We start from the raw sequence: 24,421 nt of genomic DNA, 5'->3' as shown, positions 1-24,421 counted from the left end.
GTTCTATAAACTATAAATTATAAACTATCAAGAATGTTCTATAAACTATAAACTATAAATTATTAATTATAAAAAATGCCAGGACCTCCAATGCTTCAGGGACCCTTTAGGGTTCCATCGTTCAATGGATATATTCCTCGCCGGTTACAGCCATGGATTTATCTCCTCTTCGCCTTCATCTTCCTGATGTCGGGCGGAATCTATGGAGGAGCCATGAATCAGGTGATGGGCGAATACAGTTTGATGAGAGAAGACGTACTCATGATCATCATGTTCAACGTGGTGGGCGTGGCGATGCCATTCCCCTTCCTCTTCAAGATGAAGTTCCACTTTACCAACCGCCAGCTCCTGCTGAATGCGGCCCTGGTAGTGGCAGCTTGTAATTTCCTCATCATGTGGACCGACTCTGTGCCCGTGATGTGCATTCTCGCTTACATCGCAGGCTTCTTCAAGCTCTGCGGAACCTTCGAGTGTATGAGCACCATCCAGTTGTGGATGACCTCCAAGCGCGATTTCACCATCTTCTTCCCCCTGCTCTATTGCATCGTTTTGGGAAACATGTTCCTATCGCCTTGGATTACCGAACATCTGATTTACATCTATCAGGATTGGCGCATCATCAACTGGGCGATGACGGGAACGCTGCTTCTGGTGGCACTTACCGTCTACGTCACTACCCATGATTTCCACTTCATGAAGCCATTGCCTTTTATCAGTCTCGACTATCTAGGCTGCATACTATGGTCGGCATGGATGCTGGAGTTCATCTTCTTCTTCACCTATGGCGAGCACTACAACTGGCTCGATTCCAAGATTATGCAGATGGATGTATTACTCTTTATTTTTACAGGATATTTCTGCATCCAGCGAATGCTACATGTGCGCCACCCTTACATCGCTCCCCAGGCGTGGAAATATAAGCGACTCATCCCGCTGCTCATTCTCTTCGCTTTCGTAGAATTTATGGGCAGTACGCCTAAAGTGCTGCAAACCGCCTTTACGGGTAGCGTGCTGCATTTCGGCAACATCACCACCAACGTGCTCAACTTTGTGGAATGGACAGGAGCCATCGCCGGTTGCCTCTTCTGCCTCTTCTGGTGCAAGGTGCTTCATCAGAAATACACCCGTCTGCTCACGATAGGTGTGGCAACGATGGTCTGTTATCCGGTAATGATGTATTTTCTCATCCATCCGGGACTCAACCTCGAAGCGCTCTATCTGCCTTGCTTCCTTCGAAGCTTCGGCAACGCCATCTTCTTCTGCATGCTCACCGTGTATCTGGAAGAACTGATGCCGTTCCAGCATTTCTTCATGGGATTGACAATGGCAGGCATCATCCGCAACGGTCCGATGTCAGCGATGTGCTCAGGCCTTTACAGTTTCGGACTCCGTTATCAGATGGCAGACAATATGTCGCGCGGCTTGCCTTACGATGCTACCAATCTACTGATGATCAGCATCCGCAATCTTTATGGCTTAACCTGCCTCATCGGCATTGCCGTACTGATTATCTTCCTGCTTTGGGATGTGCAACCAGTAAGAAGCACCCTGAAGAAAATGCCAGCATGGAATTTTGTAGGAAGAAAGATGAAAAAAACAAGCAGATAATGCGCACATTCAAAGAAAAACATTATCTTTGCATTTAGTTTAACAAAATGAAATATTCCTTTTTTAAAAGAATAAGGAAAAACATCAAAGAAAAAATATGGCAAAGAAAGCGATTGTGATGGGGGCAACCTCAGGAATAGGAATGGAAGTAGCCAGCCTCTTAGCGCAAAGAGGTTGGCAGGTGGGAATAGCCGGAAGAAGAGTAGAGCGACTTGAAGAAGTAAAAAGAAATACAAACCAGATAATTTCTGAGAAAACAAAAGTATCTCAGAAGGGGAACATTTCAGAAGGCATGAAAGCATCCAGGGGAGAAATCATCTGCTATCAGCAGATAGATGTAACTTCGGCTGACGCCCCTACTCTTCTTCAGGAACTCATCGAAAAACTCGGTGGGATGGATTTATATTTCCATAGTTCAGGAATCGGATGGCAAAACAATTCACTTGATTTTGAAAAGGAAATGAAGACCGTTGAGACCAATGGGCTGGGATTTGTAAGAATGGTGGATACGGCTTTCAACTGGTTTGCCCAACAGAGTCAAGAGCAAGATAAAGGGCAAGAGCTAAGACTAGAGCAAAAATCAGATAAAAGCAAGGGCAATGATACTTACCGCATCGCCTGCATTACCTCTATTGCCGGAACAAAAGGGCTCGGTGCTGCTCCTGCCTATTCTGCCACCAAGCGTTTCCAGAACCACTACCTGGAGTGCCTCACCCAGCAAGCTCACATGCGCCATCTTCCTATCGCTATCACAGATATTCGGCCAGGTTTCGTAAAGACCGACCTGATAGCTGGCAGCAATTATCCCCAGCAATTAACTCCTCAGAAAGTGGCTCAGCAGATTGTAAATGCTATAGAACAGGGAAAAACAGTCAAAACCATCGACTGGAAATACAGCATTCTCGTTTCGCTCTGGCGAATGATTCCCAGATGGATTTGGACAAGACTTACCATTAAATAATACAGAAACTGTACTTGCATTTGATTTTATACCTGGATAAAATCTCCGTTCACCGACGTTGAATGTCCGTTCAAAGACGTTGAACCGCCGTTCAAAGACGTTGAACCGCCGTTCAAAGACGCTGAACCGCGGTTCAACGTCTATGAACGGAGATTTCAAAAGGATTAAAGAAAATCTTTTCCAGTTACAATCAATACTTTTTCTGTAACAACCTAAACTTTTCCCAAGATCAACATGAAAAGGAGAGTAGAAACATGAAAAAAAAAGCGTGCAAGCTACATTTCTATAGCCTGCATGCTTTTCTTTTTTATAATTACTGTTTACAATCTTGCTCCGAATCTTGCGCTTGGCAATGGGGCGGCGAAGTAATAGTTCTGGTCGTTATTCTTATCCAGGAAATTTACCTGCTTCATACCGAAGAATGGCAGACCTTGTGGGAAAAGACGGACAAAATCGGTTACACCTCCTGAGAGGGCAGGACTGCCTGCCTGATAATCGAAATTCCAACTCTTGTCGAATGCCAATGGAGCACCCTGGGCTACATCATCAATTTCGCAATTGATGTTCATCTTGTCGCTCTGCTTGAAACTCTTGAAGAGAGGATTGAGCTGACCAGCCACGCTGCTCTTGATATCGGTATCAAACCAGATGCCGAGCTCTGCATCCTTCGCCATCTGCACTACGCCTGTCTCTGTAGATGCAAAGTAGTAGTTTGGTGTAAGACGACTGTGCTCCATATCAGCACCATCCTTCTTTGGCTGCTTCAGTCCGAAACGGGAATCGTAGATGAGGTTGTTCACGAAGACTGGCTTCGCTGCCTTCTCTACCCAGACAGAACCACCCTTCTTGTTTTTGGAACGGCGCCAGCCGCAGTGGATGATGGTGTTGTTATAGACGGTCATCTCAGAGAGAGGGATTACCTCGCTATTGCCGGCATTAGAAAGTTTGAAAGCGTTGGTGCAGGCATTGTAGATGATGTTGTTGGCTACATCGAGCTTGCAACCTGCCTTTACGTTGATGGCCTCACCGCCATCGGCAGCATTTCCGCTATCGGCGAAGATGTTGTTGATAATCACGCCGTTACCACCTGTAAAGTAAGTCTGGTCGTTGTAGTTGTCATGGAAGAAACTGTTGGTCATCACAAACTTGCCGTTTACATTACAGAAGTGGAAGGCTGGCACACCGCCATCGATGGTGGTCTTGAAAAGCTTGTTCTGGAAAGAAGCTGAACTCTCGGTAGGAGTAGCACCGGCATAGGCCACATCCACGTGGTTGAGCACCACCTCTTCTGAATTATATCCGCAGATGATGCCGCCCCAATCGGCAGGCTTCCTAGTATCAGAAGTAAAGACTACTGGCTTTTCGGCAGTTCCCATACAATAGAGATTGCCCAACACCACGATCTCTACAGGCACCTTAACCGCAGATTTGCAGGTAACGGTTACACCCGGCTCAATGTAGAGCGATGCTCCTACAGGAATCTCAACGCTCTCGCTCAGGGTAGTATCCTTGCTCCAAACCACAGAACCTACTGGATATTCTGCCACCTTCGTTGTGATGACATCTTTAGAACCCTGGTTCTCATTGCCATTACCTCCATTATTCACGTAATCGTATGGATTGATATTATCGTTCTCGCAAGATGTGGAGAACATTGCAGCTGCTGCCATCAACAGCAAAGCAGCAAAAGTACTTATCTTTTTCATTTCTTACCTTTTTTCTTTTTTAACTTTTAAAGTTTGTATCTTACTCCCAGAAGGAAGGTTCTGCCATACTGATAAGTTCCCACGATGGTCTTATCGCTCTTCTGACCCTCATACTCCAGGTTACTCTTGTTCACGGTCTTCAAGTATCTCTCACGCTTGGCATCGAGCAGATTGTTTGCCTTGAAGAAGATGGAGATGCCGTTCTTGAATTGCTTCTCGGCACTCAGGTCGAGACCAAACATCGCCTTGTCCCACTGGTCGGCATCCTTGAAGGGAGAAACCAGGGCGAGCTTGGTGCCCGTGAAGGAAGAGGCCAACTGAGCGTTCCAGCCATGCTCCGTATCCTTATATAATAAGGAGATGTTGGCGGTATGAGGAGCCTGGTTAACCAGCGGACGGGTCTGGGTTACACCCGTCTTATACTCGGCACTACCCTCCTGGTACTCACGCTTCGAGGTGGTGATTTCAGAATGAGTGTAAGTATAATTCGCCTTTACTCCGAAGTGGCGGATGTACTTGATCACATCGATTTCGAAGCCCATGTTCCTGGCATTACCCAGGTTGTCAGGCATGTAGTAAGCATCGGTTCCGGCGCCAATCTTTCCATCCGATGTTACGAACACCTGCTCTATAGGGTCTTTCAGATTCTTATAGAATACGCCGGCAAGAATCTGCTCGGTCTTGCTTGGGAACCACTCCCAGCGCAGGTCGATGTTGTCGATGCGGGCACGCTTCAGGTTTGGATTACCTTTTTCCTGATACTCCTCGCCCTGAATCTGATAAGGCACTATCTCGTAAAAGCCCGGACGGTTGATGGAGCGATAGTAAGAGAGACGCACATTCATCTTCTTGGTTGGCGTCCACTTGATGGATGCCGATGGCAGATAATCCCAGTAGCTCTGCTCGCCCACCTGTCCCATGTTGCGGAAGTGCTGGAGCATGGTGTAAATCTGGTTGGTGTGCTCGACACGGAAACCGGCATTCAGTTCGCCCACCTCGCTCTTCAGGGTTACCATGGCGTAGGCTCCGCCGATGTGCTCCTTGGAATCGTAGTTGAGCTGAGAAGCCTGAGAATAAGGAGTCTTGCAAACCCAATCGATGTTGGCATACTGGTCTATTCCGTTGCCATCCAATTGCTGCGAGATGTCGGCTGGATTGAAGATGTAAGAATAATATCTATTGCTGCGTTCCTTTCTGCGATACTGTGCACCCGCCTTCCAGAGTGCTTCCACATCGTTGGCGAAACGGGTATCGTAAGAGAGGTTGATGTAACCCGCCCAATCGGTATCCTTGTTGTGTTGGAATCGGCGTTCGGCACTTTTAGGCAGGGTCTTGGTGATGTTCTTGTCGCCTTCCCAGATGGAACCCGAAACGGCATCGCCGCCATTCTCGGCTTTTCTGCTCACGGTATTCGTCAGGGTAACGTAAGTTCTATCCGGATCTTCCTCCTTAGCCTGCGAGAACACGCCCGACCAATCTACGGTAAAATCCTTGGTAAGATGATGCGTACCTTTCAGATTGGTGGCGAAGATGCTCTGGGTGGTTGAGAGAGAGCGCACCTCATCATCCTGGGTGTAGCTGTCGGCTCCGATGTATTCGGTGTTGACGCTATTGTTGTATCTGGTGCCCTTGGAATTGGTGCGCACATACATGTTGTACCATTCCAGCTTATGGCGAGGCAGGGTTAAGTCGAACTTGGCATGAGCACCCGCAGTAAGGTCGTGGATGCTATAATAGCGATGCTGCAGATTGGAAATGTACATGGCCTGCTCGCCCGAAGCCATCTTTACGGAATTGTAGGTGCGCTCGGTGCCACGGAAAACATTCTGCACGCTTCCGGCAAGCATCACGCCCAGGCGGTCGTTCCAGAAGCGGTTGCCGATGCTCAGACCTCCTATAAAATTAGGAGATGTCATGGAATGGCTCTTCAACTGAACAGGACCGTTCTTGAAATCGCTCATCTGCGCCTTGTAGTCTTTTCCGAAAGCCTCGTAAGGAGATTTCTTTGTATAATCAGAGCGGTTGCTGGTAAGATAATCTCTGCCATCCTTCCAGAAATAATCACTTGCTCCGATGGCTGCATTCGCCTGAATCTGGAAACGGGATGGGGCATCCTTCATCACCATATCCACCACGCCACCGGCTGCATCGCCTTCCATATCGGCAGTAAGAGACTTGGAAACCACGAGGCGGTCCATCAGATCTGAAGGGAAGATATTCAATGGGATGTAACGGTTTTTATCATCCGGACTTGGAATCTTCACGCCGTTTACCAGGGTGTAGTTGTAGCGCTTGTCCATGCCTCGGAGGATGGCGTAGGAAGCCTCGCCCGATGCATCACGCTCCATGGTGACACCCGATACTCGCTGCAGAACGCTCGCCACGTTGACGTCAGGCGAAAGCTGGATGCTCTGCTGGCTCATCACGTTGAGCACGTTGCCGGCATTTTTCACGGATTCAATGGCGCTGCGGTCGCTGCGGTATTCACGATGACCGGTAACCACCACTTCGCCCAACTGCTTCAGGTCTTCATTCATCGGAATATCCACCTTATTTTTCTTAGCCACATCTATAACCATCTCCTTGGTTTTGTAAGACATGTAGGAAACGATGATGGTAAACTTGCCTTTATCTGGCAGTTCATGCAGGGTGAAAGTACCATCAAGTCCGGTGGTGGTACTCACGTTGGGCAGCTCCTTTACTCGGATTACGGTTCCGATGAGGGGCTCGCCCGTTTTGTTATCCTTGACTACACCATCCAGCGTGTGGGCCTGGATGGCGGTAGTTGCAGCGGCAAGAAGCGCCGCACTCAGTAAAAATCTTTTCATCTATATCGCTATTGAATTCTTCACTCTTCGTTCTTCACTCTTCACTTACTTTTTGTAATCGTGTGGATGATTTTTCCATCCTTGTCAATCATCGACATTCTGAGCTGCTTCTTATCTGCTGTAAATACAGAGAAACCATCGGCTGGACTGCAGAACACGGTGCCATCGATAGGCTTCACAGGACGAGCCAGAGAAGAAGAGGAATTGACTACGTAGTCGATGTTGTCGCCCTTCTTCTGGATGTGCTGGAAGTTGTGGATGTGACCGCAGGCATAAATCGCCACATTATTATATTTATGGAGGATAGGAAGGAGGTGCTTCTGCATGTCGAGGCGCTCATTCTCCTTCTTTGTGGTGTAGGCGTAGATAGGATGATGGCCTACCACGATGACCCAGTCTTCCTTGGCATTCTTCAGGGTTTCGTCGAGCCAGGAGAGCTGAGCCTCGGCATCCTGCTTGCAGGCATCAGGATAGATTTCCGGATTCTTGCGGTAAGAATCGATGAGGGGCGTGGTGTCGAGGAAGATGACGCGCACGGTGGTTCCCTTGTGGTCGAACACCTTGGTATAATATTTGGCTGGCATCATCCAGCGTCGGCTTACCTTGCCGTAGTCCATAAAAGCCTGGGTATTACCACGATACTCATGATTGCCGCAAACAGGGAACCAGTTGAGCATCAGGTCGGGATGAGAATAAACCCATTCGTAATTGGTAAGCCACAGAGGATCCTGGGTAGAAGCCACGCCATTGAAATGGTGGATGTCACCCACGGCAAGTACGCATTCTGGATCTACCGTGCCCGCCATCTCGCCCATCAGTTCGGCGATAGGCTTCTGGTCGTAGTAGCCGTTGCGACCCATATCATTGGTCATGTAGAGGGTGATTTCGCCCTTCAGTTTCTGCCATTCGGCAGCATTCGCCTTCCAGTTTGGATTCTGCGGAATGGCGGTTGCAGTACTCTGAGAGCAGGTTGTTAATGCTGCGTTTTGCGCCTGTGCAGTCAAGCCTCCACCCAACAATAAAGCCGAAGCCAAAACTACAGTAGCCATTCTACCTTTTATCATAGCAAAGCCATTCATGCTGCTATGCTTACCCGATACTTTCTTTTCCATTTTTTCTTTATCTGACTATAATACCTTATTAAATATTGATGATACCTTTCCCCTTCCGGGGTTGTATCTGTTAAATTTCGGGTGCAAAGGTAGGGGTATTATGTGTCAATGAGGTTACAAGGATTTGAATTAACAGATAAAAGATACTACAATCTTATTACAGGAATCTCCCCGATGCTTTTAGGGAAAATCATACATCAGATTATGGTTTTCCCTTTGCTTTTTTCAGCTATTCTCCCTATCTTTGCACCAGAAATAAATAAATGCAGTAATAACCCTTTAAAGAGAAGACAGTTATGAAACGAATAATGATGACAATCGTAGCGACATGGATGATGATAACATCTATGAATGCTCAGAGACTGACAAATATTCAGGCAGAAGCCCGTTTTATCACAGATAAGATGGTGGTGGAACTGGGATTGAGCAGCGCCCAGCGCAACAATCTCCTGAACATCAACTTCACCTACCTGGACGGCATCCGCAGCTATCGCGACATCGATGCCTACGGCTGGCATTACCGCAACAAGCAGCTCAAGCGCATGATGACCGCCAGACAATGGAAGAAATTCATAAACTCATACTATTTCTATCGCCCTATCGGCTGGAATAATCATGTGTATGTTCACCATATTTACACCAAATATCCAAAGCATAACTGGGGACACGACAAGCGCCGCCCTCGCCCTGAGTGCAGCTACGGAAGACCAGGATGGCCAGGCGGTACCCATGTAACTTATGGACCAGGAAAGCCAGACAAGCATCACAAACATCACAAGCATCACAAGCACGATAAGAAGTGGAAGCACGACAAGAAGAAGTGGAAGCACGATAGAGATTGGGATGATGATGACGATGATGACGATGACGATGATTGAGATAATGACTGGAATGATGACTAAGATTAAGATGAGATTAAGACAAACATTCGATGATAAAACAGAAGAAATCCAAGCTAGAGATCATTCTCCGGCTTGGATTTCTCGTTAAATAAAAACTAACTATGCCGACTAACTAATAACTAATCATTAATAATTAATCATTAATAACTAATCATTAATCACTAACAAGATGTCTTCCACAATCTGCTCATCGAGCAGGCGATTATCCGAAAGCAACTTCTTCACATCGTATCTGTCGTAGAGACCCTTTCGGATGCCGCCCACCATCACCTTCATTTCTGAAGTGCCATAGTAAGAGGCGATGCGCTCGCCGAAGCCGCCCTCCTTCGAGCCATCCTCCAGGGTTACCACCAACTGATGGTTTGCCTTCAAGCTATCCAGCGCTTCGGCATCCACCTCATTCAGATAACGGGGATTGATGAGCGTAGCATCGATGCCCTTATCAGCCAACAGGCGGACTACATTCTCGCCCTTCTGATAGAACGAACCGGCGGCGATGACTGCCACCTTCTCGCCTTGGTGCATCACCTTGTACTTTGCCTCGTAACCATACTCAGCATCAACGGCTTCTGACGTATGAACCACGCCATTGCTTGGCACACGGATGGCGATAGGTTTCTTATCCTGCAGAATGCTCCAGCGGAGCATGGCGAAATACTCCTCGCAGGTGGTTGGAGCCAGATAGATGAGCCCAGGAATGCTGCAGAGCATCGGAATATCGAAAAGGCAGATGTGGGTGATGTCGTTCATCGAATTCACTCCGCCTCCTACCACGTTGATTACGGCTGGGTTGGAATTGATGCAGAGGTCTTGCGCTATCTGGTCGTAGGTACGTTGGATGAAGGTACTGTAAACGGTCCAAACCGGATGCAATCCACCCTTCGCCATTCCCGAAATCATGGCCACTGCCTGCTCTTCGGCGATTCCCATATCAATGTGCTGATTGCCAGCCAACTTTCGCTTATCTGCAGTAAAGCCGCCTGCGGTAGGAGTACCGGCGGTTACGGCGATGAGGGTCTTATCCTGCTTCATCTCGCCCAGCATCCAGTCGGAGAATAATGTACCGTAATCCTCTGTTGGAGCAACCTCCGGGAGGGTTCCATCGGCATTTCTTCTTGGTCGCGAACCGTCTTCCAGATTGAAAGGCATTCCCCAATGCCAAGCCTCCTTATTGGCTACGGCTGGCGCAAATCCATGACCTTTCTCTGTGTGAATGTGAACCACGGTAGGCTTATCCGTATCCTTCACGCTCTCGAAAACCTGGATGAGTTTTTCGATGTCGTTACCCTCTTCCAGATACTTGTATTCAAAGCCCCATGCCTTGAACCAGTTGTGCTCGCAGGTGCCGTTGCTCTGGCGCAAGGCACGCAGGTTCTTATAGATTCCGCCATGATTTTCGGCGATAGACATTTCGTTGTCGTTCACCACGATGATGATGCCCGTACCGAGTTCCGAAGCCTCATCCAGTCCCTCGAAAGCCTCGCCGCCAGAAAGGGAGCCGTCGCCGATAATGGCGATGATATTCTCATCGGTTCCCTTGATGTCGCGCGCCTTCTGCAAACCGGTGGCAAGACTCACGGAAGTGGAAGTATGCCCCACCTCGAAATTGTCATACTCCGGACATTCGGCAGGAGAAGAATAGCCCGAAATGGCATTCATGTCATCCACATCGCCGAGGAATCCCGCAGCTCGTCCGGTGAGCACCTTATGCGGATAGCATTGGTGGCTTACGTCAAACACGAGCTTATCCTTTGGCGCATTAAAAACGTAGTGAAGCGCCACGGTAGCCTCCACGAATCCCAGGTTCGGCCCCACATGACCGCCATGCTTGCTCACACGGTTCAGCACAGCCTGTCTGGTTTCATCAGCCACCACCTGCAACTCCTTCAAATCCAGCTTCTTCAAGTCGGCTGGCGACTTTTTTTTCTCAATATACATATTTTTTATACTTAATTTTTATACTTATAGTTATGATTATATGATGATTATAATCATGATTATATGATGATCATGATTTCCGAGTGCAAAGATACGAAGATTCCCGAAAACACGCATTACCCAAACTACAGAAAAAATGAATAATTTTCCGGAAATCTCATCTTGGGAAATTTTCCAGAAATATCATCTTGGAAATCAGCCTACTGCCTTATCCCTATCCTTCAGAATCACAGCCATGTTATCCAGCGCCCATTCTATCAGATGATCCATAATAGGAATAAGGGTTTCAGCACGGGGTGTGAGAGAATACTCCACTCTTGGCGGCACTTCGGCATAAGCCTTGCGGGTAACGTAGCCATCAGCCTCCAACGATTTTAACGTGCTGGTAAGCATTTTCTGCGAAATATCCGGAATCAGCTTACGCAGGGCATTAAACCGGAGGGGGCCATCCTGATGATATTTCAGGGTGTAGATTACCAGTAGCGACCACTTGTCGCAAACGCGTGCCAGAACGTTACGGATGGGACAGTCCTGTACTACCATTTCTTTTATCATTCTTCCCATAATCTATCTTCTTTATATTCTACTATAATCTATAATATTCTGCAATAATGTTCTGCAAAACTCTATAATATTCTACAATAGGCTACAAAAGTAACTAATATCCGAAAAGATACCAAACATACCAAGTTAATCTAAGTTAACGCTTCTTTTTTCTTACTCCCATTCCCACGCAATAGTTACCTCCCAGTAACCATCTTACCCCCAAGTGCCCTCTTGCAGGAACCAGTTTTTTACAGTATCTTTGCAGCGCAATTCAGAAATGAAAGCAGAAAACAGAAGTATTCACAAATTCACAATAAGAAATAACATAAAGTGAAAGAAAAAAAGAAATATAAACATTTAAAAATAACAGACAAGATGAAAGAAACAAAGATTATTGCAAAGGCTGAAAACTTCACAGCCACGGATTTTGGCAAGATGAGTGAAATCAAGGATTACACTTTAGAGCTGGGTCCTGAGATTAAGATTCCCGGAAAGGTATTCGGAGGTCAGAGCGTGAATGCTACTGGTGGTGAGTTCTCATTCCAGAGCTTTGCTCCTGACGCAGAGACAGGATTCCTCCACACCCACAAGAACCATGAGGAACTGTATTTCTTCCTCAGCGGCAAGGGCGAGTTCCAGGTAGATGGCAAGGTATTCCCTATTCAGGAGGGAAGCGTGGTGAGAGTAGCACCAGCCGGCAAGCGCTCTGTTCGCAACAATGGTGCCGAGCCTCTGCTGATGCTCTGCGTGCAGTATCGTGGTGCAACCTTTACAGCTGAGGATGCTACTGATGGCGATATCCTGAACGAAAAGGTGGAGTGGTAGAAACTACTCTACCACCTCCATGATTTCAGGATGCTCAAGCTTTTCCTTTTTCTTGAGTTTCTTCACCACTTCGGAATAACTGTGGCGAAGCAGGGCCTGGATGAAATCATCTTCCAGCGTGCCATAAAGGTTTACCTGATTCCAGTATTTCTTATTCCAATGCCATGCGCCTTCTATTTCGGGATGCTCTTCCCGGAGTTCGAGGGCGTAATCGGCATTACATTTCATCGTAACCCATTCGGGGCGCTCCAGGTCAACACAGGCAAAGATCTTGCCCAAAATACGAAACACCAAGGTCCGCTCATCAAAAGGAAAAACCTCGATTACGAGGGGAAGCGAGAGGCAATACTCTCTAACAGATTCTATATTCATTATTTCTTCACATTAAATTAATTCTACATTTCTTCTCATTTAGTTCTACTTGCCGAGATTCAACTTATCCTATAAAACTTACTGAGCCCCAGCTTATCCTATAAATAGTGCAAAGATAACGAATTATGATGAAACAGCAAGCCTTATTCCATAAAAAAACAAATCTTATCCAAAGAAATTCCGTTATATTAAAATCCTTCTCTTTCCTTATCCGTAATTTTGCAACATCATCCGCAAGATTCCTGCGCAGTAACATTCGCAAGAACTTTGTGGCATATTGCATTAAATAAAAAAGAAGATTATGAAACATGAATTGATAATGAGCGGCTTGCTCGTCCTGGGAAACCCGATGATGGCAAACGCTCAACAGACAAAGACCACTACAACAGAGAGTATTTCTACAGCAAAGAATATTTCTACAGATAGCATCCAGGCGATAAAGGAAAAGCTGCGCCAGGACAGCATCCAATGGGAGAAACAGCTTGCAGCCGTAACCATCAAGGGAACCCGCTCGCAATTCCGCCAGAAGAACGGCGGAATCGTGGCTCGCATCTCGGGAACTTCTCTCGAGAAGGAGCCAACAGCTACGGAAGTGCTTGCCAAACTTCCCGGAATGTTCAAAAACAAGGATGGGAAACCGCAGGCATTTATCGGCGGCTCACCCGAAATCTACATCAACGACAGAAAGGTGCAGGATTACAGCGTGGTAGAAAACCTGCCCGTTACACAGATAAAAGAGGTGAAGGTGATTCATCATCCCGGAGCTGAATACGGCAACAACGTGGGCTGCGTGCTACTCATCACAACCAAGAAGAACCTGCAAGGACTCGCCATCGTGGAGAACTCCGGCTTCCTCTTCGACTCCTTCGTGAGCAACAACCACGACCTCGACCTCACCTACACCCACGGCAAGATGACGTACTACGGCAAACTGGGCTACGCCAACTGGCAGGGAATATGGAAAGAACAGGACATCGCTACGAATTACGTAAGCGGCAGCCAGGCTGGCGATAACGCCACCACCTACATTGCCTCCGCCACCCTCGACTGCAAGCACAGCTACAACGACCACTTCTACTGGAGTGCCGGAGCCGACCTCGCCCTGACTGAAAAGCAAACCATCGGAGTGAAATACGACGGCTACAACATCCATCAGCCGATGCCTTTCAAGATGACGAGCTATGCGATGACCAACGATCACGTAGATGACAACGTAACGGGCAACAACAAGTTTTTCTATTACGACTGGCAGCACCACGTAAACGCCTTCTACCAGGGCAAATACGGAGAGAAATGGAAGCTGAACTTCTTCGGCGATTTCGTGAAGCTGCACACGGAGCAGGCTCAATTCGTGGATGAGATTTCGGAGAGAGGAGCTGCCAAAGGAAAAGGAGCAGCCAAAGGAAAAGGAGCAGCCACCTCCCCAAGCGCCCTCGTAGCCCCAAGCGTCCTCTTAGCCCCAAGCAGCTTCCCTTCAGTCTCCCTCCTTGCCTCCGTTCCAAGCGATTCCATCGCTTGGTCCCTCGCCTCAAGTACCCCCCTGCAGGAAGCCAGAAACAAGTTCACACTCCTGCCGCAAAGCGATGGAACCATCTGGGGAGCAAAGGCCCGCGCCAACTACACCATCAACGACAAGCAAACCTGGATGATGGGCGCCGAGTACAACTACGTGAAGAGCGAATCGCGTACCGATTACACCCCTGCCGATAAGGGAACCTCCACCCACAGCATCACCAAGGAAAACCATGCTGCCGTCTTCGCCGAGTATTCACTCGATTTCAAGCCCTTCTCATTAAGAGTAGGATTGAGATACGAGCACGTAGACAGCCGCTTGAACTATCTGAAAGATGAAACTGGAAGAACTGGAATTGGAAGAATTGGAAGTTTTGAAAATGGTAATTCAGAAACTGGAAGAACTGGAACGCCAGGAACAGCCTCCACCGAAGCCCCGCTTCATCGCAAATACGACAACCTCTACCCATCCCTCCTGCTCACTCATCAGTCAGGCAGATTCTCCCAGTCGCTGAGCTACCGATCTTCCGAAATCCGCCCATCCTTCCAGGAGCTGAACACGGGCACGGTTTACGCAAACCACTACATGAGACAGGTAGGAAACAGCCAGCTGGAGCCATCCCAGCGCTACGAGTTCCAATACCAGGCAAGCTACGGCGACCTCTTCCTCCAGGCAAGCTACACCTACGTGAAGGATTACATCACCAGCATCATCGAACCCGATTCAGATGACCCGCAAACGGGCTACATCACCTGGACCAACATCGACCATTGCTGGAACTGGGGCAGCTTCCTCGGCTACCGCCACCGCTGGGGCTTCTACGAGCCACAGGTGCAAACAGGCATCCAGCAGGGCTTCATCAAGGCCGTCAGCATGGGCAAGGAGAAAAGCTTCCACGACCCCTACTACATCTTCAGCCTCTACAACGGCTTCCATCTGCCCAAGGGCTGGTACATGAACCTCTCGTTCTCCTACCGAAGCAGCGGCACCTACGAATACCTCACCATCAACAACGTGCACAACTTCGACTTCCAGCTCTACAAGAGTTTCCTGAAAGACCGCCTCTCGCTAAGCCTGAACGTGAACGATATCTTCAACACCAAGCGCTACAAGACCGATGGCACCTACGGCAACGTGCGATTCCAGCAGCAGAAGTAGGAAGACACCCGAAGCGTGCAGCTCCGCCTCACCTATCGCTTCAACTAGGCCAAGAAGCAATACCGTGGCGAGAACTCCGCCCAGGAAGCCGTGGGAAGAATGGGAGGAAAATAGAGCAGAGGCTTTTTTTTCGAAAAAGGGTTATAAATTTAGAGATAAACTTGCATATTTACTTAGAAAATCGTACATTTACAACGTATTTCTTGCTTAATTGCAATTTCGCAGCATAAAAACAACTAAAAATAAAGCTAATGGTTGACTGTCAGATAATAAAAGATGGAAAGGTAGAAGGAGAGGTAAGGCAAAACGGCCTTACCTTCATCGACAACCATGGGATGGAACGGAGCAACCACATCGAATCGGATGCATTGGAAGTTTCGCTCAAGGAGTGGCATTACCAGAAGTTTGGCATTATGAACCAACACTATTTTGGCAAGGCGAACAACTCCAAGTTTATCGCTCAGCACGAGGTTCGACCAGCCCTGCTCTTTTCCATGCCAACCCTTGGAGGCAGCATGAAAGAAGTGTACGGTAATCGTGTTACAAAAAAGGAAATGATGTGGAAAACAGGCGAGGCAAGCCTCTGTTTTCTAAGCGGCGAAGGTGGTGCCAACACTCACCTGAACCAGGGCACCCAATTCGAAATCTTAAACGTGGTCATCCCGCAGCAATTCATAGAAGAGTTTATTGAGCACGACCCAGAGGTTTTTGAGCAACTCTCCCCTCTAACCAGCCCTACCTTCGACACCCAGACCATCATCAAGTACAACCAGCCTGCCATAGCAGCAGTCATCAAGGCGGCACGAGACATCCAGCGTTCCCGCCTGTTAGGCAACCAAGCCTCCAAATACCTGGAATCGAAGATTATCGACTGCCTCTCGGGATTTCTCCTACCCGCCAGTCTCTTGCCAAGCGCCCAAACCTTCAGCCTCAGCATCCGTGACAAGATACACGATGCCCAAAGCATCATCCTCACCCACTATCAGGAAATGCCTTCGCTTCACGAGTTGGCGGCGATGGTGGGCACCAACGAATGCACCCTGAAGAAAGCCTTCAAGCAGGAGTTTGGCACCACGGTATTCCAGTATCTCTTCGATTTCCGCATGGATTTAGCGGTTCATTATCTCCTCGACACAAGTCTGCCGATTGCCGACATCGGTATCAAATTGGGCTACGATTACCAGAGTCATTTCTGCACGGCATTCAAGCGGAAACACGGGGTAAGCCCGATGGAATTCAGATTAAGACGTGGAGTTATTGCAAGAACCTGATGATGGCTTGCAATAACTCCAGAAATCCTGCAGCCTCGCCTCCAGGACCTTGTCTATCTACCCCCTCTTGAAGAAATCGGCTATCAGAGAGAAGTCGAAATCATCAATCACCACATTTTCCTTATTTTCTTTCATTTCATTCTTTTCCATTTTTCTTTTCTCCTATTTTATATGATAAGTTTTTTTGCATCTCATTTCTTGTAATGAGATTGCAAAGATAAGCTATTTTTGAGGAAGAGATTTTAACATAAAGGAATAAAAAGCAAGTTTTTAGAGAAGATAGATTCTTTTGGATGGATAAACAGATGAAAGTCAAAAGAAAGACTTTTAAACAACTTCTTTATGAGATACCTAAAAACAACCTTTTTTGTAACTTTTTCAACAAAACATTTGGTAGTTACATAATTTTATTGTAGATTTGCAGCAGAAATCAAAAAGAAAGAGTGATTATGAAGAAGGAAGAAATGAAGCAAGGACTGCTATCCCGGATTTTCCATCTCTATTACGATGGTTTCAGGACGATGACCCTGGGCAAGACGCTCTGGGCTGTCATCCTCATCAAGCTTGCCATCATCTTCCTGGTGCTCAAGCTCTTCTTCTTTCCGAATTATATTAACAGTAATGCAAAAAACGGAGACAAGGCTGGCTTCGTTTCCAAAGAAATCCTGAACAGATAAAGTTCTGAATTCCCAACTACCACATCGAAAAAATACAAAAACATTATATAATAACAATTTTAAAACCGTTCAACTATGATGACAAATCTATTGTTAGACATTACATCAGCCACCATCGACTGGTCGAGGGCGCAATTCGCACTCACGGCCATCTACCATTGGCTGTTCGTCCCGCTCACCCTGGGACTGGCAGTAATCATGGGCATCGCCGAAACATGTTACTACCGCACCAACAAACCGTTCTGGAAGCACGTAACCCGTTTCTGGCAAAAACTCTTTGGCATAAACTTCGCCATGGGTGTTGCCACAGGCATCATCCTGGAGTTTGAATTCGGAACCAACTGGAGCAACTACTCCTGGTTCGTGGGCGACGTGTTCGGCGCTCCCCTAGCCATCGAAGGCATCCTGGCATTCTTCATGGAGAGCACCTTCGTGGCGGTAATGTTCTTCGGCTGGGATAAGGTGAGCCGGGGCTTCCACCTTGCCTCCACCTGGCTCACGGGACTTGGCGCCACCATTTCTGCATGGTGGATTCTCGTAGCCAACGCCTGGATGCAATATCCGGTGGGGCAGGAATTCAATCCCGACACCATGCGCTTCGAGATGACTTCGTTTATGGATGTGGCACTCTCGCCATTCGCTATCAACAAGTTTACCCATACCGTTACTTCATCCTGGATCATCGGCGCCACCTTCGTGGTAGCCGTAAGCTGCTGGTATCTCCTGAAGAAGAGAGAAACCCAACTTGCCAAGGCGAGCATCAAGATGGGTGCCGGCGTAGGACTCATCGCCACCCTGCTGGCTGCGATGACCGGCGACAATTCCGCCTATCGGGTGGCACAGGTGCAGCCAATGAAACTGGCTGCGATGGAAGCATTATATAATGGTGGAAAGGGTGAGAGCCTCACGGCGATAGCAGCCGTTCATCCCTTCCGGCAGCCGGATTACGAAAACGAGCAGGAGCCAGCCATGCGCATCGCCATCCCTAACATGCTCTCGTTCTTAGCCACCCGCACAGCCGATGGCTACGTGCCAGGTGTGAACGATATTCTCAAGGGTTACACTAAAGAGGATGGCACCCGGGAACCATCCGTGCAGGAGAAGATAGCCCGGGGCAAGAAGGCGATTGTTGCCCTGAAAACCTATCGCGAAACCAAGGCGCAAGACCAGCTTCCTATCCTCAGGGAGAACATGAAATACTTCGGATATGGTTACATCAAGGACGCCAGGGAACTGGTGCCGAGCATCCCTATCTGCTTCTACGCCTTCCGCCTGATGGTGGGAGTAGGCTGCCTGCTCATCCTCTTCTTCGCCCTCAGCCTATTTTTGGTTTATAAGAAGGAAATCGCCCAATACCGATGGTTCCTCATTTCCGCCATCATCATGATTCCGCTGGCTTACATCGCCTCAGAATCGGGCTGGATAGTAGCAGAAATCGGTCGCCAGCCTTGGACCATCCAAGACCTGCTGCCAGTAAGCGCCGCCATCTCCGACGTCGAGGCAGGCAGCGTGGCCACCACCTTCTTCATCTTCCTGGCACTCTTCACCACCATGCTTGCCGTAGAAATCAGCATCCTGGTGAAGCAGATTAAGAAAGGACCGGAATATGAATAATCTCTCTGATAATCAATGTTTTTTCAGAAAGATTTCGAAAAGAATCATAGGATAGTTTTTCAGTAAACAACAAAACCCGAAAGTATTATGACATACGAATTTTTGCAATCATACTGGTGGTTCCTCGTATCATTATTAGGAGCCCTGCTGGTGTTTCTCATGTTTGTACAGGGAGCCAACACCTTGATTTTCTGTTTGGGAAAAACGGAAGAAGAGCGTCGCCTCATCATCAACTCCACGGGCAGAAAGTGGGAGTTCACCTTCACCACGCTCGTCACCTTCGGCGGAGCCTTCTTCGCCTCGTTCCCACTGTTCTACAGCACAAGTTTCGGCGGAGCCTACTGGCTGTGGATGATCATCCTGTTCTCGTTTGTGATTCAAGCCGTGAGCTATGAATTTCAGAACAAGATAGGTAATTTTCTTGGACCAAAGACCTTTCAGATCTGTCTTATCATCAACGGCATTGTAGGTCCTCTGCTCCTTGGCGGCGCCGTAGCCACCTTCTTCAACGGCAGCAATTTTCTGATTGATAAGGGCAATATTACCAACAGTCTGCAACCCGTCATCAGCCGATGGGCAAACGCCAGTCATGGTCTTGATGCTCTGCTCGACCCATGGAATGTGGTGCTGGGACTTGCCGTACTGATGCTAGCCCGCATTCTGGGCATGCTCTACATCAAGAACAACATCGAGCACCAGCAGATTCAGGAGCGCTGCACCCGCCAGTTGCCATGGAATGCCCTGATTTTCCTATTGTTCTTCCTGCCATTCCTCATCAGATTGATGATAAAGGACGGATTCAGCACAGCAGCAGAAGCAGGAATGAGCGCAGCATCTGCGGGCAGCATTACGATAGAGAGCATGAAGTATCTTCACAATCTTCTGGAGATGCCAATCTTGCTTGTAATATTATTAATAGGTGTAGTACTCGTTCTCTTAGGCATTTACAAGTCATCAAGAAGCGTGCAGTATAGAAAGGGAATCTGGTTTACGGGCATCGGAACCGTGCTCACCGTGCTGGTTCTGCTGCTGATAGCCGGCTGGAACAATACCGTCTACTATCCGTCGAACATCGACCTTCAGAGTTCGCTCACCCTCGCCAACAGCTGCAGCAGCGAGTTCACGCTCCGCACCATGGCGATAGTTTCCCTCCTCATCCCGTTCGTCCTAGCCTACATCGTCTTCGCCTGGCGTGCCATCGACCGCAAGCGCATCACGCAGGAAGAAATAGAGCAGGGAGAAGCGTATTAAAAAAGACAGGGAAAGTGAGTCTCTTCAAAAGTCCCACAGATACCACAGATTTACACAGATTCATTCTTGCCATAAACGGGAGGAGAATCCCCCAAATATCCAAACAAAAAAATCTGCGAAATCTGCGTGCCTTTTTATCCAAAAACCGAACAGGTCAAGAATCTGTGTAAATCTGTGAAATCTGTGGGACAAAGAAATCTGTGGGACAAAGAAAATCCTACAGCTCTATCACCTCCAAATCATCCGGAACGAAGATTCTACCCTTGAAGTTCTTGGCAGCTTCACGGGTATAATTTTCTTTACGGGTAGCGAGCGTTTTCTCCTCCGTATGATACAGGATAAGATTCTTCACCCCCAGTTCCTCCGCCAGTTTTCCGGCATCAAGCGCCGTGCTGTGGCATTTCTCGTAAGGTTTGAACGTATCTCGGTCGGCATAAAGGCAGAACGCCTCGCACATCATCCAGTCCGCCCCTTCTATGTAGCGACGGTTCTGCTCGTTATAAGGCTCATCGCCCAGACACGCCAGGACCAAAGGCTTAGCATGATTATCTTCAGAAGCATTATCAGATGCAGCATTATCTTCAGAAACAGCAGGCAGCTCAGCTCGGAATCCGAACTGCTTCTCCTTAGTAGATTGAATATCAAAGCATTCCAGCTTCATATCCCCCACCTCAAAACAATCGCCATCTTCCAGCTGATGGAACACCACCCTTTCAGCCACCTTAGCCAGTTGCTTCTTGGCAAGAATCATGTCGATGATGGTCTTGATCACCTTCATCACCTTGTCGTTGCCATACACATGGAGCAATCCCTCGTATCCCTTACATTGTGCCACCATTCGGATTACCCAGATTACCCCCAGCACGTGGTCGGTATGGGCATGGGTAACGAAGAGATGATGAATGTCAGAAATCTGAACATTCACCTTCTTCAACTGCGAGAGGATTCCGTTTCCTCCGCCCGCATCCACCAGCATCAGGGTGCTGGAAGTCTGGAGCACAAAACAGGTGTTATAAATCTGGGAAACCGTAGCATTTCCCGTTCCGAGCATCGTAATTTGATTCATCTCTTCGCTATTTTCGTTATGATTCATATTTTGTTTTATCTCAATCTCCCCCATCAGGAACAGATTCCCTCATCATCAGGAAGATTTGATTCTCTTATTACAGAGAAGATTCACGTCCGCAAAACTACTCATTTTCTGATAAACCGCCAAGAAAAAGCCCCAAAAACTTTGCTTATTCCAAATAATAATCTTAACTTTGCGGCATAAAAACAAAAAGCTGGTTTCGATTATGGCAAAAATAGAAAGAACATATAATCAGGAAAAAGCCAAGCAGATACTGAAGCATAACGTGGCATTGCTGGATTATTCGCTGAGAGAGCTACCTCTTGATGCAGTTCTCCCAAGCAGAACCGACAAGGGGATGAACTATTCGTTCACCCCCACTCTCAATTCATTGTTCAATCTTCCATTTGCCTTCCCCGTACCATTTAACCACTTGACTTGCGGTATAAGGCTCAAAATCCCAGTCGCGGGAGTGCATGAACATGTTTGTCTCGGGGTCCCAATACCAATAATGGGTGGAACCTAGGCCATAGCCCAAATTGAGTCTGCATTCTTTCTCCTTATTAGGATGTTCCTTCAGAAAGTTAAGCAGCTCAATAGTTGAAATCCATTGTTTTTCCATAAATTTCGTTGTTAAATTCTACGATATAATTATCAAACACGTTGCAAAGATAGAAGATCCTATCGAAATGAACAAATCAATTAGATCTTCTTAGATCGATACCCATGGGATTAAGATCTTCTTAGATCCAACTAAAAATATAATTACAAAACAACTTATAAATAAGACAATAAATATGGCAGATAAGAATATTTTTAAATTAGAAGGGAAAAGCCAGGAACAGGGGAAGGAAGCCTTTCTGGAATTTCTGAAAATAGACAAAACCAAGCCCGGTGGCTATGCCTGCGTAGGCTCAAACAAGGTTATCTGCAAGGTCGCTAAAGAGGCCTGCGGGGTAAACTCGGTATTGGAAACCAAGAAAGCGGAGGATGCCACAGAAGTGAGCAAACTCCTGACAGGCAGAATAGACGAAATTGACTCTGGATGTGGTCATCAACCGGGTTATCTTTTCTACCTTGAAGAGGCTGATGAGGATAGAAGGTATTGATGAGGACATCAGAGCCAGGTTGCTAAAGACTTTGACAAGATTTCCTCATTTGAGGAAATTCGGGTTACAGAGGGTTTGCTGGAGCGGCTTCTGGGGAATCATTTTGGGAGTCATCTTGGGCATCTTCCGGGGCATCGCATCTATGTGAGAACTGTGAACCTGAGGCAGCCGTGGCGGAAGATTGAGGAACGGGTGAAGGAGATAGTGAAGGAAGGAAGGATGAAGATGAGGGGGCTGGCGAAGATGGGGGACCAAGCGATGGAATCGCTTGGAACGGAGGCGAGAGGGGGACAAGACTCAGACTCGAAGAGAAGGCGGGAGCTGCTTCTGCTACGAAGGGAGGAAGGAGTTGCTTCTGCTATGCGAGAGGATGAGGAGGGAACTTTATTATTAACAATATTATTAGGATTATTATGGAAAGAGATGAAGCTATAGCTAGAGGACTGGAGGTGCGCGAAACCAGGCACTCTATGAAACGCAGGAGCCCCTGGCATGATTACCATGAGAAAGGGACTTATATGCTGACGCTTGTGGTGGAGGGACGCATGCCTCTGCTGGGAAGACTGGAGGGACGGGTGAATGCTCGACCGGGGGATGGCGATGCGCCTAAGGTGATGCTTTCGGAATTGGGAACGGCTATCGTGACGGAGGAAATTCCGAAAATTCACAGATATTATCCCCAGGTGGAGGTTTGGAAGGTTTGCATCATGCCGGATCATGTGCACTTGATTGTGAGGGTGAAGGAGGACTTGAGAGGGGACCAAGCGATGGAATCGCTTGGAACGGAGGCGAGAGGGGGACAGACCTCGGCGGAGACTATGGAGAAAGCCGCTGCCTTGACGAGCCAGGAGAACGCCGCTGCCTTGACGAGCGAGGAGAACGCCGCTGCCTTGACAAGCGAGGAGAAAGCTGATTCTATGGGGATGACGGCGAAAAGAGGAAAGGAGATGGATTCGCTGGGAATGGTGGTGAAAGGATTCAAGCTGGGATGCAACAGGGCCTACAGGAGAATTTGTGGGATGAAAAAGATGACTGGAAAGGGGCTCTTTGAATTGGGGTACAATGACAAGCTTCTGCTGCATGAAGGCCAACTGAAGAGGTGGAAGAAGTACTTGGATGATAACCCTAGAAGACTGATGGTCAAGAGGATGAACCCTGAGCTTTTTACTGTGATGCTGAATAAGGTGGTGGCGGGACGCAGATGCCAGATGGTGGGTAACTGTTTCTTGCTCGATATTCCTGATAAGGTGGCGGTGATTGTGCATCGCAGGTATTCGGAGGAGGATTTGTGCCGCTTGCGCAAGGAATGGCTGGCTTGCGGCGAACGTGGAGGCGTGCTGGTGAGCGCTGCTATTTCAATAAAGGAGAAGGAGGTTTTGCGCGAGGCTATGAATCGGGGGTACAGGATCGTGCTTTTGAGGGAGAATGGTTTTCCACGGTTGTATAAGCCTTGTGGGGAGAGCTTCGATGCTTGCTCTGAAGGGCTGCTGCTGCAGATTAGCCCCTGGGAGTATCATATGGAGAAGAAAACTATTACCAGAGAGGAATGCCTGGAGCTGAACGAGATGGCGGAAAGGATTGCTGAAGGGGAATAGAGATAACGAGACTTGGAGAAAGGAGACCAAGCGATGGAATCGCTTGGAACGGAGGCGAGAGGGGGAAAGGGAGGCGAGAGGGGAAAGGGAGGAAAGAGGGGAAAAGGGAGGCGAGAAAGGAAAGAGAGGAAAGGGAAGCGAGAGAGGAAAGAAAGGAAAGAGAAGCGAGAGAGGAAAGAGAAGCGAGAGGGGAAAGGGAAGCGAGAGAGGAAAGAAAGGAAAGGGAGGCGAGAGAGGAGATATTGGAGGCGAAGGAAAGAGGGGGATATTGGAGACGGGAGGAGAAAAGGAGCATCTTTATTAAAAAGCTGCACAAAAAGGGTAAAATTTAGTTTTTTATTACGAATAATGTTAAAAATGTTACAT

The 24,421-nt window shown here is 47.9% G+C and carries 20 protein-coding genes; 13 read left to right on the top strand and 7 right to left on the bottom strand.

From position 1 onward, the window contains the following. Positions 1–75: 75 nt before the first annotated feature. Together F7D73_RS04875 and F7D73_RS04870 are read left to right on the top strand one after the other, a co-directional pair. Positions 76–1,608 (top strand): hypothetical protein, encoded by a 1,533-nt coding sequence (locus tag F7D73_RS04875; protein WP_153122622.1) that lies wholly within the window; start codon positions 76–78, stop codon positions 1,606–1,608. A 97-nt stretch (positions 1,609–1,705) separates the two neighbouring features. Further along, positions 1,706–2,569, top strand: a complete 864-nt coding sequence (locus F7D73_RS04870; RefSeq protein ID WP_153122621.1) for an SDR family NAD(P)-dependent oxidoreductase — start codon at positions 1,706–1,708, stop codon at positions 2,567–2,569. Between the two features lie 320 nt (positions 2,570–2,889). On the opposite strand, the gene F7D73_RS04865 is transcribed toward F7D73_RS04870, so the two are convergent. The 3 genes from F7D73_RS04865 to F7D73_RS04855 are packed head-to-tail and all read right to left on the bottom strand — an operon-like array spanning position 2,890 to position 8,215. Beyond that, the gene (locus F7D73_RS04865) at positions 2,890–4,275 is read right to left on the bottom strand and encodes a hypothetical protein (protein ID WP_153122619.1); all 1,386 of its coding nucleotides are present in this window, start codon (positions 4,273–4,275) and stop codon (positions 2,890–2,892) included. A gap of 26 nt (positions 4,276–4,301) precedes the next feature. Next, positions 4,302–7,103: a TonB-dependent receptor gene (locus F7D73_RS04860; protein ID WP_153122617.1), complete on the bottom strand. Its 2,802-nt coding sequence runs from the start codon at positions 7,101–7,103 to the stop codon at positions 4,302–4,304. Positions 7,104–7,144: 41 nt separating this feature from the next. Then, complete coding sequence (locus F7D73_RS04855) at positions 7,145–8,215, bottom strand: metallophosphoesterase (RefSeq protein ID WP_153122616.1); 1,071 nt, start codon at positions 8,213–8,215, stop codon at positions 7,145–7,147. 296 nt (positions 8,216–8,511) lie between these two features. Between F7D73_RS04855 and F7D73_RS04850 the strand changes: the two genes are divergently transcribed. Beyond that, positions 8,512–9,093 carry a hypothetical protein gene (locus tag F7D73_RS04850; protein ID WP_153122614.1) on the top strand — a complete coding sequence of 194 codons (582 nt, stop codon included), beginning with the start codon at positions 8,512–8,514 and terminating at the stop codon, positions 9,091–9,093. A gap of 171 nt (positions 9,094–9,264) precedes the next feature. Here the strand turns inward: F7D73_RS04850 and F7D73_RS04845 are convergent, their stop codons facing one another. Together F7D73_RS04845 and F7D73_RS04840 are read right to left on the bottom strand one after the other, a co-directional pair. After that, complete coding sequence (locus tag F7D73_RS04845; protein WP_153122612.1) at positions 9,265–11,055, bottom strand: 1-deoxy-D-xylulose-5-phosphate synthase; 1,791 nt, start codon at positions 11,053–11,055, stop codon at positions 9,265–9,267. A gap of 195 nt (positions 11,056–11,250) precedes the next feature. Continuing rightward, positions 11,251–11,619 (bottom strand): winged helix-turn-helix transcriptional regulator, encoded by a 369-nt coding sequence (locus F7D73_RS04840; RefSeq protein ID WP_153083221.1) that lies wholly within the window; start codon positions 11,617–11,619, stop codon positions 11,251–11,253. Between the two features lie 357 nt (positions 11,620–11,976). On the opposite strand from F7D73_RS04840, the gene F7D73_RS04835 reads away from it, so the two are divergent. Then, positions 11,977–12,426 carry a cupin domain-containing protein gene (locus F7D73_RS04835; protein ID WP_153122610.1) on the top strand — a complete coding sequence of 150 codons (450 nt, stop codon included), beginning with the start codon at positions 11,977–11,979 and terminating at the stop codon, positions 12,424–12,426. A 3-nt stretch (positions 12,427–12,429) separates the two neighbouring features. Here F7D73_RS04835 and F7D73_RS04830 read toward each other — a convergent pair whose 3' ends face one another. After that, entirely contained in the window at positions 12,430–12,798 is a 369-nt protein-coding gene (locus tag F7D73_RS04830) for an MmcQ/YjbR family DNA-binding protein (protein WP_153122608.1), read from the bottom strand. Between the two features lie 301 nt (positions 12,799–13,099). Between F7D73_RS04830 and F7D73_RS04825 the strand changes: the two genes are divergently transcribed. From F7D73_RS04825 to cydB, 5 genes are all read left to right on the top strand, one after another. Continuing rightward, positions 13,100–15,469: an outer membrane beta-barrel family protein gene (locus F7D73_RS04825; RefSeq protein WP_153122606.1), complete on the top strand. Its 2,370-nt coding sequence runs from the start codon at positions 13,100–13,102 to the stop codon at positions 15,467–15,469. Between the two features lie 251 nt (positions 15,470–15,720). Beyond that, positions 15,721–16,740 (top strand): helix-turn-helix domain-containing protein, encoded by a 1,020-nt coding sequence (locus tag F7D73_RS04820; RefSeq protein WP_153122603.1) that lies wholly within the window; start codon positions 15,721–15,723, stop codon positions 16,738–16,740. A gap of 449 nt (positions 16,741–17,189) precedes the next feature. Continuing rightward, complete coding sequence (locus F7D73_RS04815; RefSeq protein ID WP_194256853.1) at positions 17,190–17,417, top strand: DUF4492 domain-containing protein; 228 nt, start codon at positions 17,190–17,192, stop codon at positions 17,415–17,417. A gap of 78 nt (positions 17,418–17,495) precedes the next feature. Further along, a complete protein-coding gene (locus tag F7D73_RS04810; RefSeq protein WP_153122719.1) occupies positions 17,496–19,031 on the top strand; it encodes a cytochrome ubiquinol oxidase subunit I in 1,536 nt (511 codons plus the stop codon). 87 nt (positions 19,032–19,118) lie between these two features. Next, entirely contained in the window at positions 19,119–20,282 is a 1,164-nt protein-coding gene (cydB, locus tag F7D73_RS04805; protein WP_153122601.1) for a cytochrome d ubiquinol oxidase subunit II, read from the top strand. Between the two features lie 217 nt (positions 20,283–20,499). On the opposite strand, the gene F7D73_RS04800 is transcribed toward cydB, so the two are convergent. Next, a complete protein-coding gene (locus tag F7D73_RS04800) occupies positions 20,500–21,375 on the bottom strand; it encodes an MBL fold metallo-hydrolase (RefSeq protein ID WP_228117632.1) in 876 nt (291 codons plus the stop codon). A gap of 202 nt (positions 21,376–21,577) precedes the next feature. Between F7D73_RS04800 and F7D73_RS04795 the strand changes: the two genes are divergently transcribed. The 4 genes from F7D73_RS04795 to F7D73_RS04780 all read left to right on the top strand — a co-directional run bounded on the left by F7D73_RS04795 (position 21,578) and on the right by F7D73_RS04780 (position 24,359). Beyond that, the gene (locus F7D73_RS04795; RefSeq protein WP_153122599.1) at positions 21,578–21,877 is read left to right on the top strand and encodes a hypothetical protein; all 300 of its coding nucleotides are present in this window, start codon (positions 21,578–21,580) and stop codon (positions 21,875–21,877) included. A 271-nt stretch (positions 21,878–22,148) separates the two neighbouring features. Further along, positions 22,149–22,460, top strand: coding sequence for a hypothetical protein (locus F7D73_RS04790; RefSeq protein WP_153122598.1), 312 nt, complete (start codon positions 22,149–22,151; stop codon positions 22,458–22,460). 413 nt (positions 22,461–22,873) lie between these two features. Then, positions 22,874–24,055, top strand: a complete 1,182-nt coding sequence (locus F7D73_RS04785; protein ID WP_153122596.1) for a transposase — start codon at positions 22,874–22,876, stop codon at positions 24,053–24,055. Further along, positions 24,039–24,359, top strand: coding sequence for a hypothetical protein (locus F7D73_RS04780; RefSeq protein ID WP_194256852.1), 321 nt, complete (start codon positions 24,039–24,041; stop codon positions 24,357–24,359). Before F7D73_RS04785 ends, F7D73_RS04780 begins: the two co-directional genes overlap by 17 nt. The last annotated feature ends 62 nt before the right edge of the window (positions 24,360–24,421 follow it).

The sequence above is a fragment of the Segatella copri genome (assembly GCF_009494395.1).
Lineage (GTDB): Bacteria > Bacteroidota > Bacteroidia > Bacteroidales > Bacteroidaceae > Prevotella.
The sequence above is the reverse complement of the archived record's forward strand: the minus strand, read 5'-3'. Positions and strand labels throughout refer to the sequence as shown.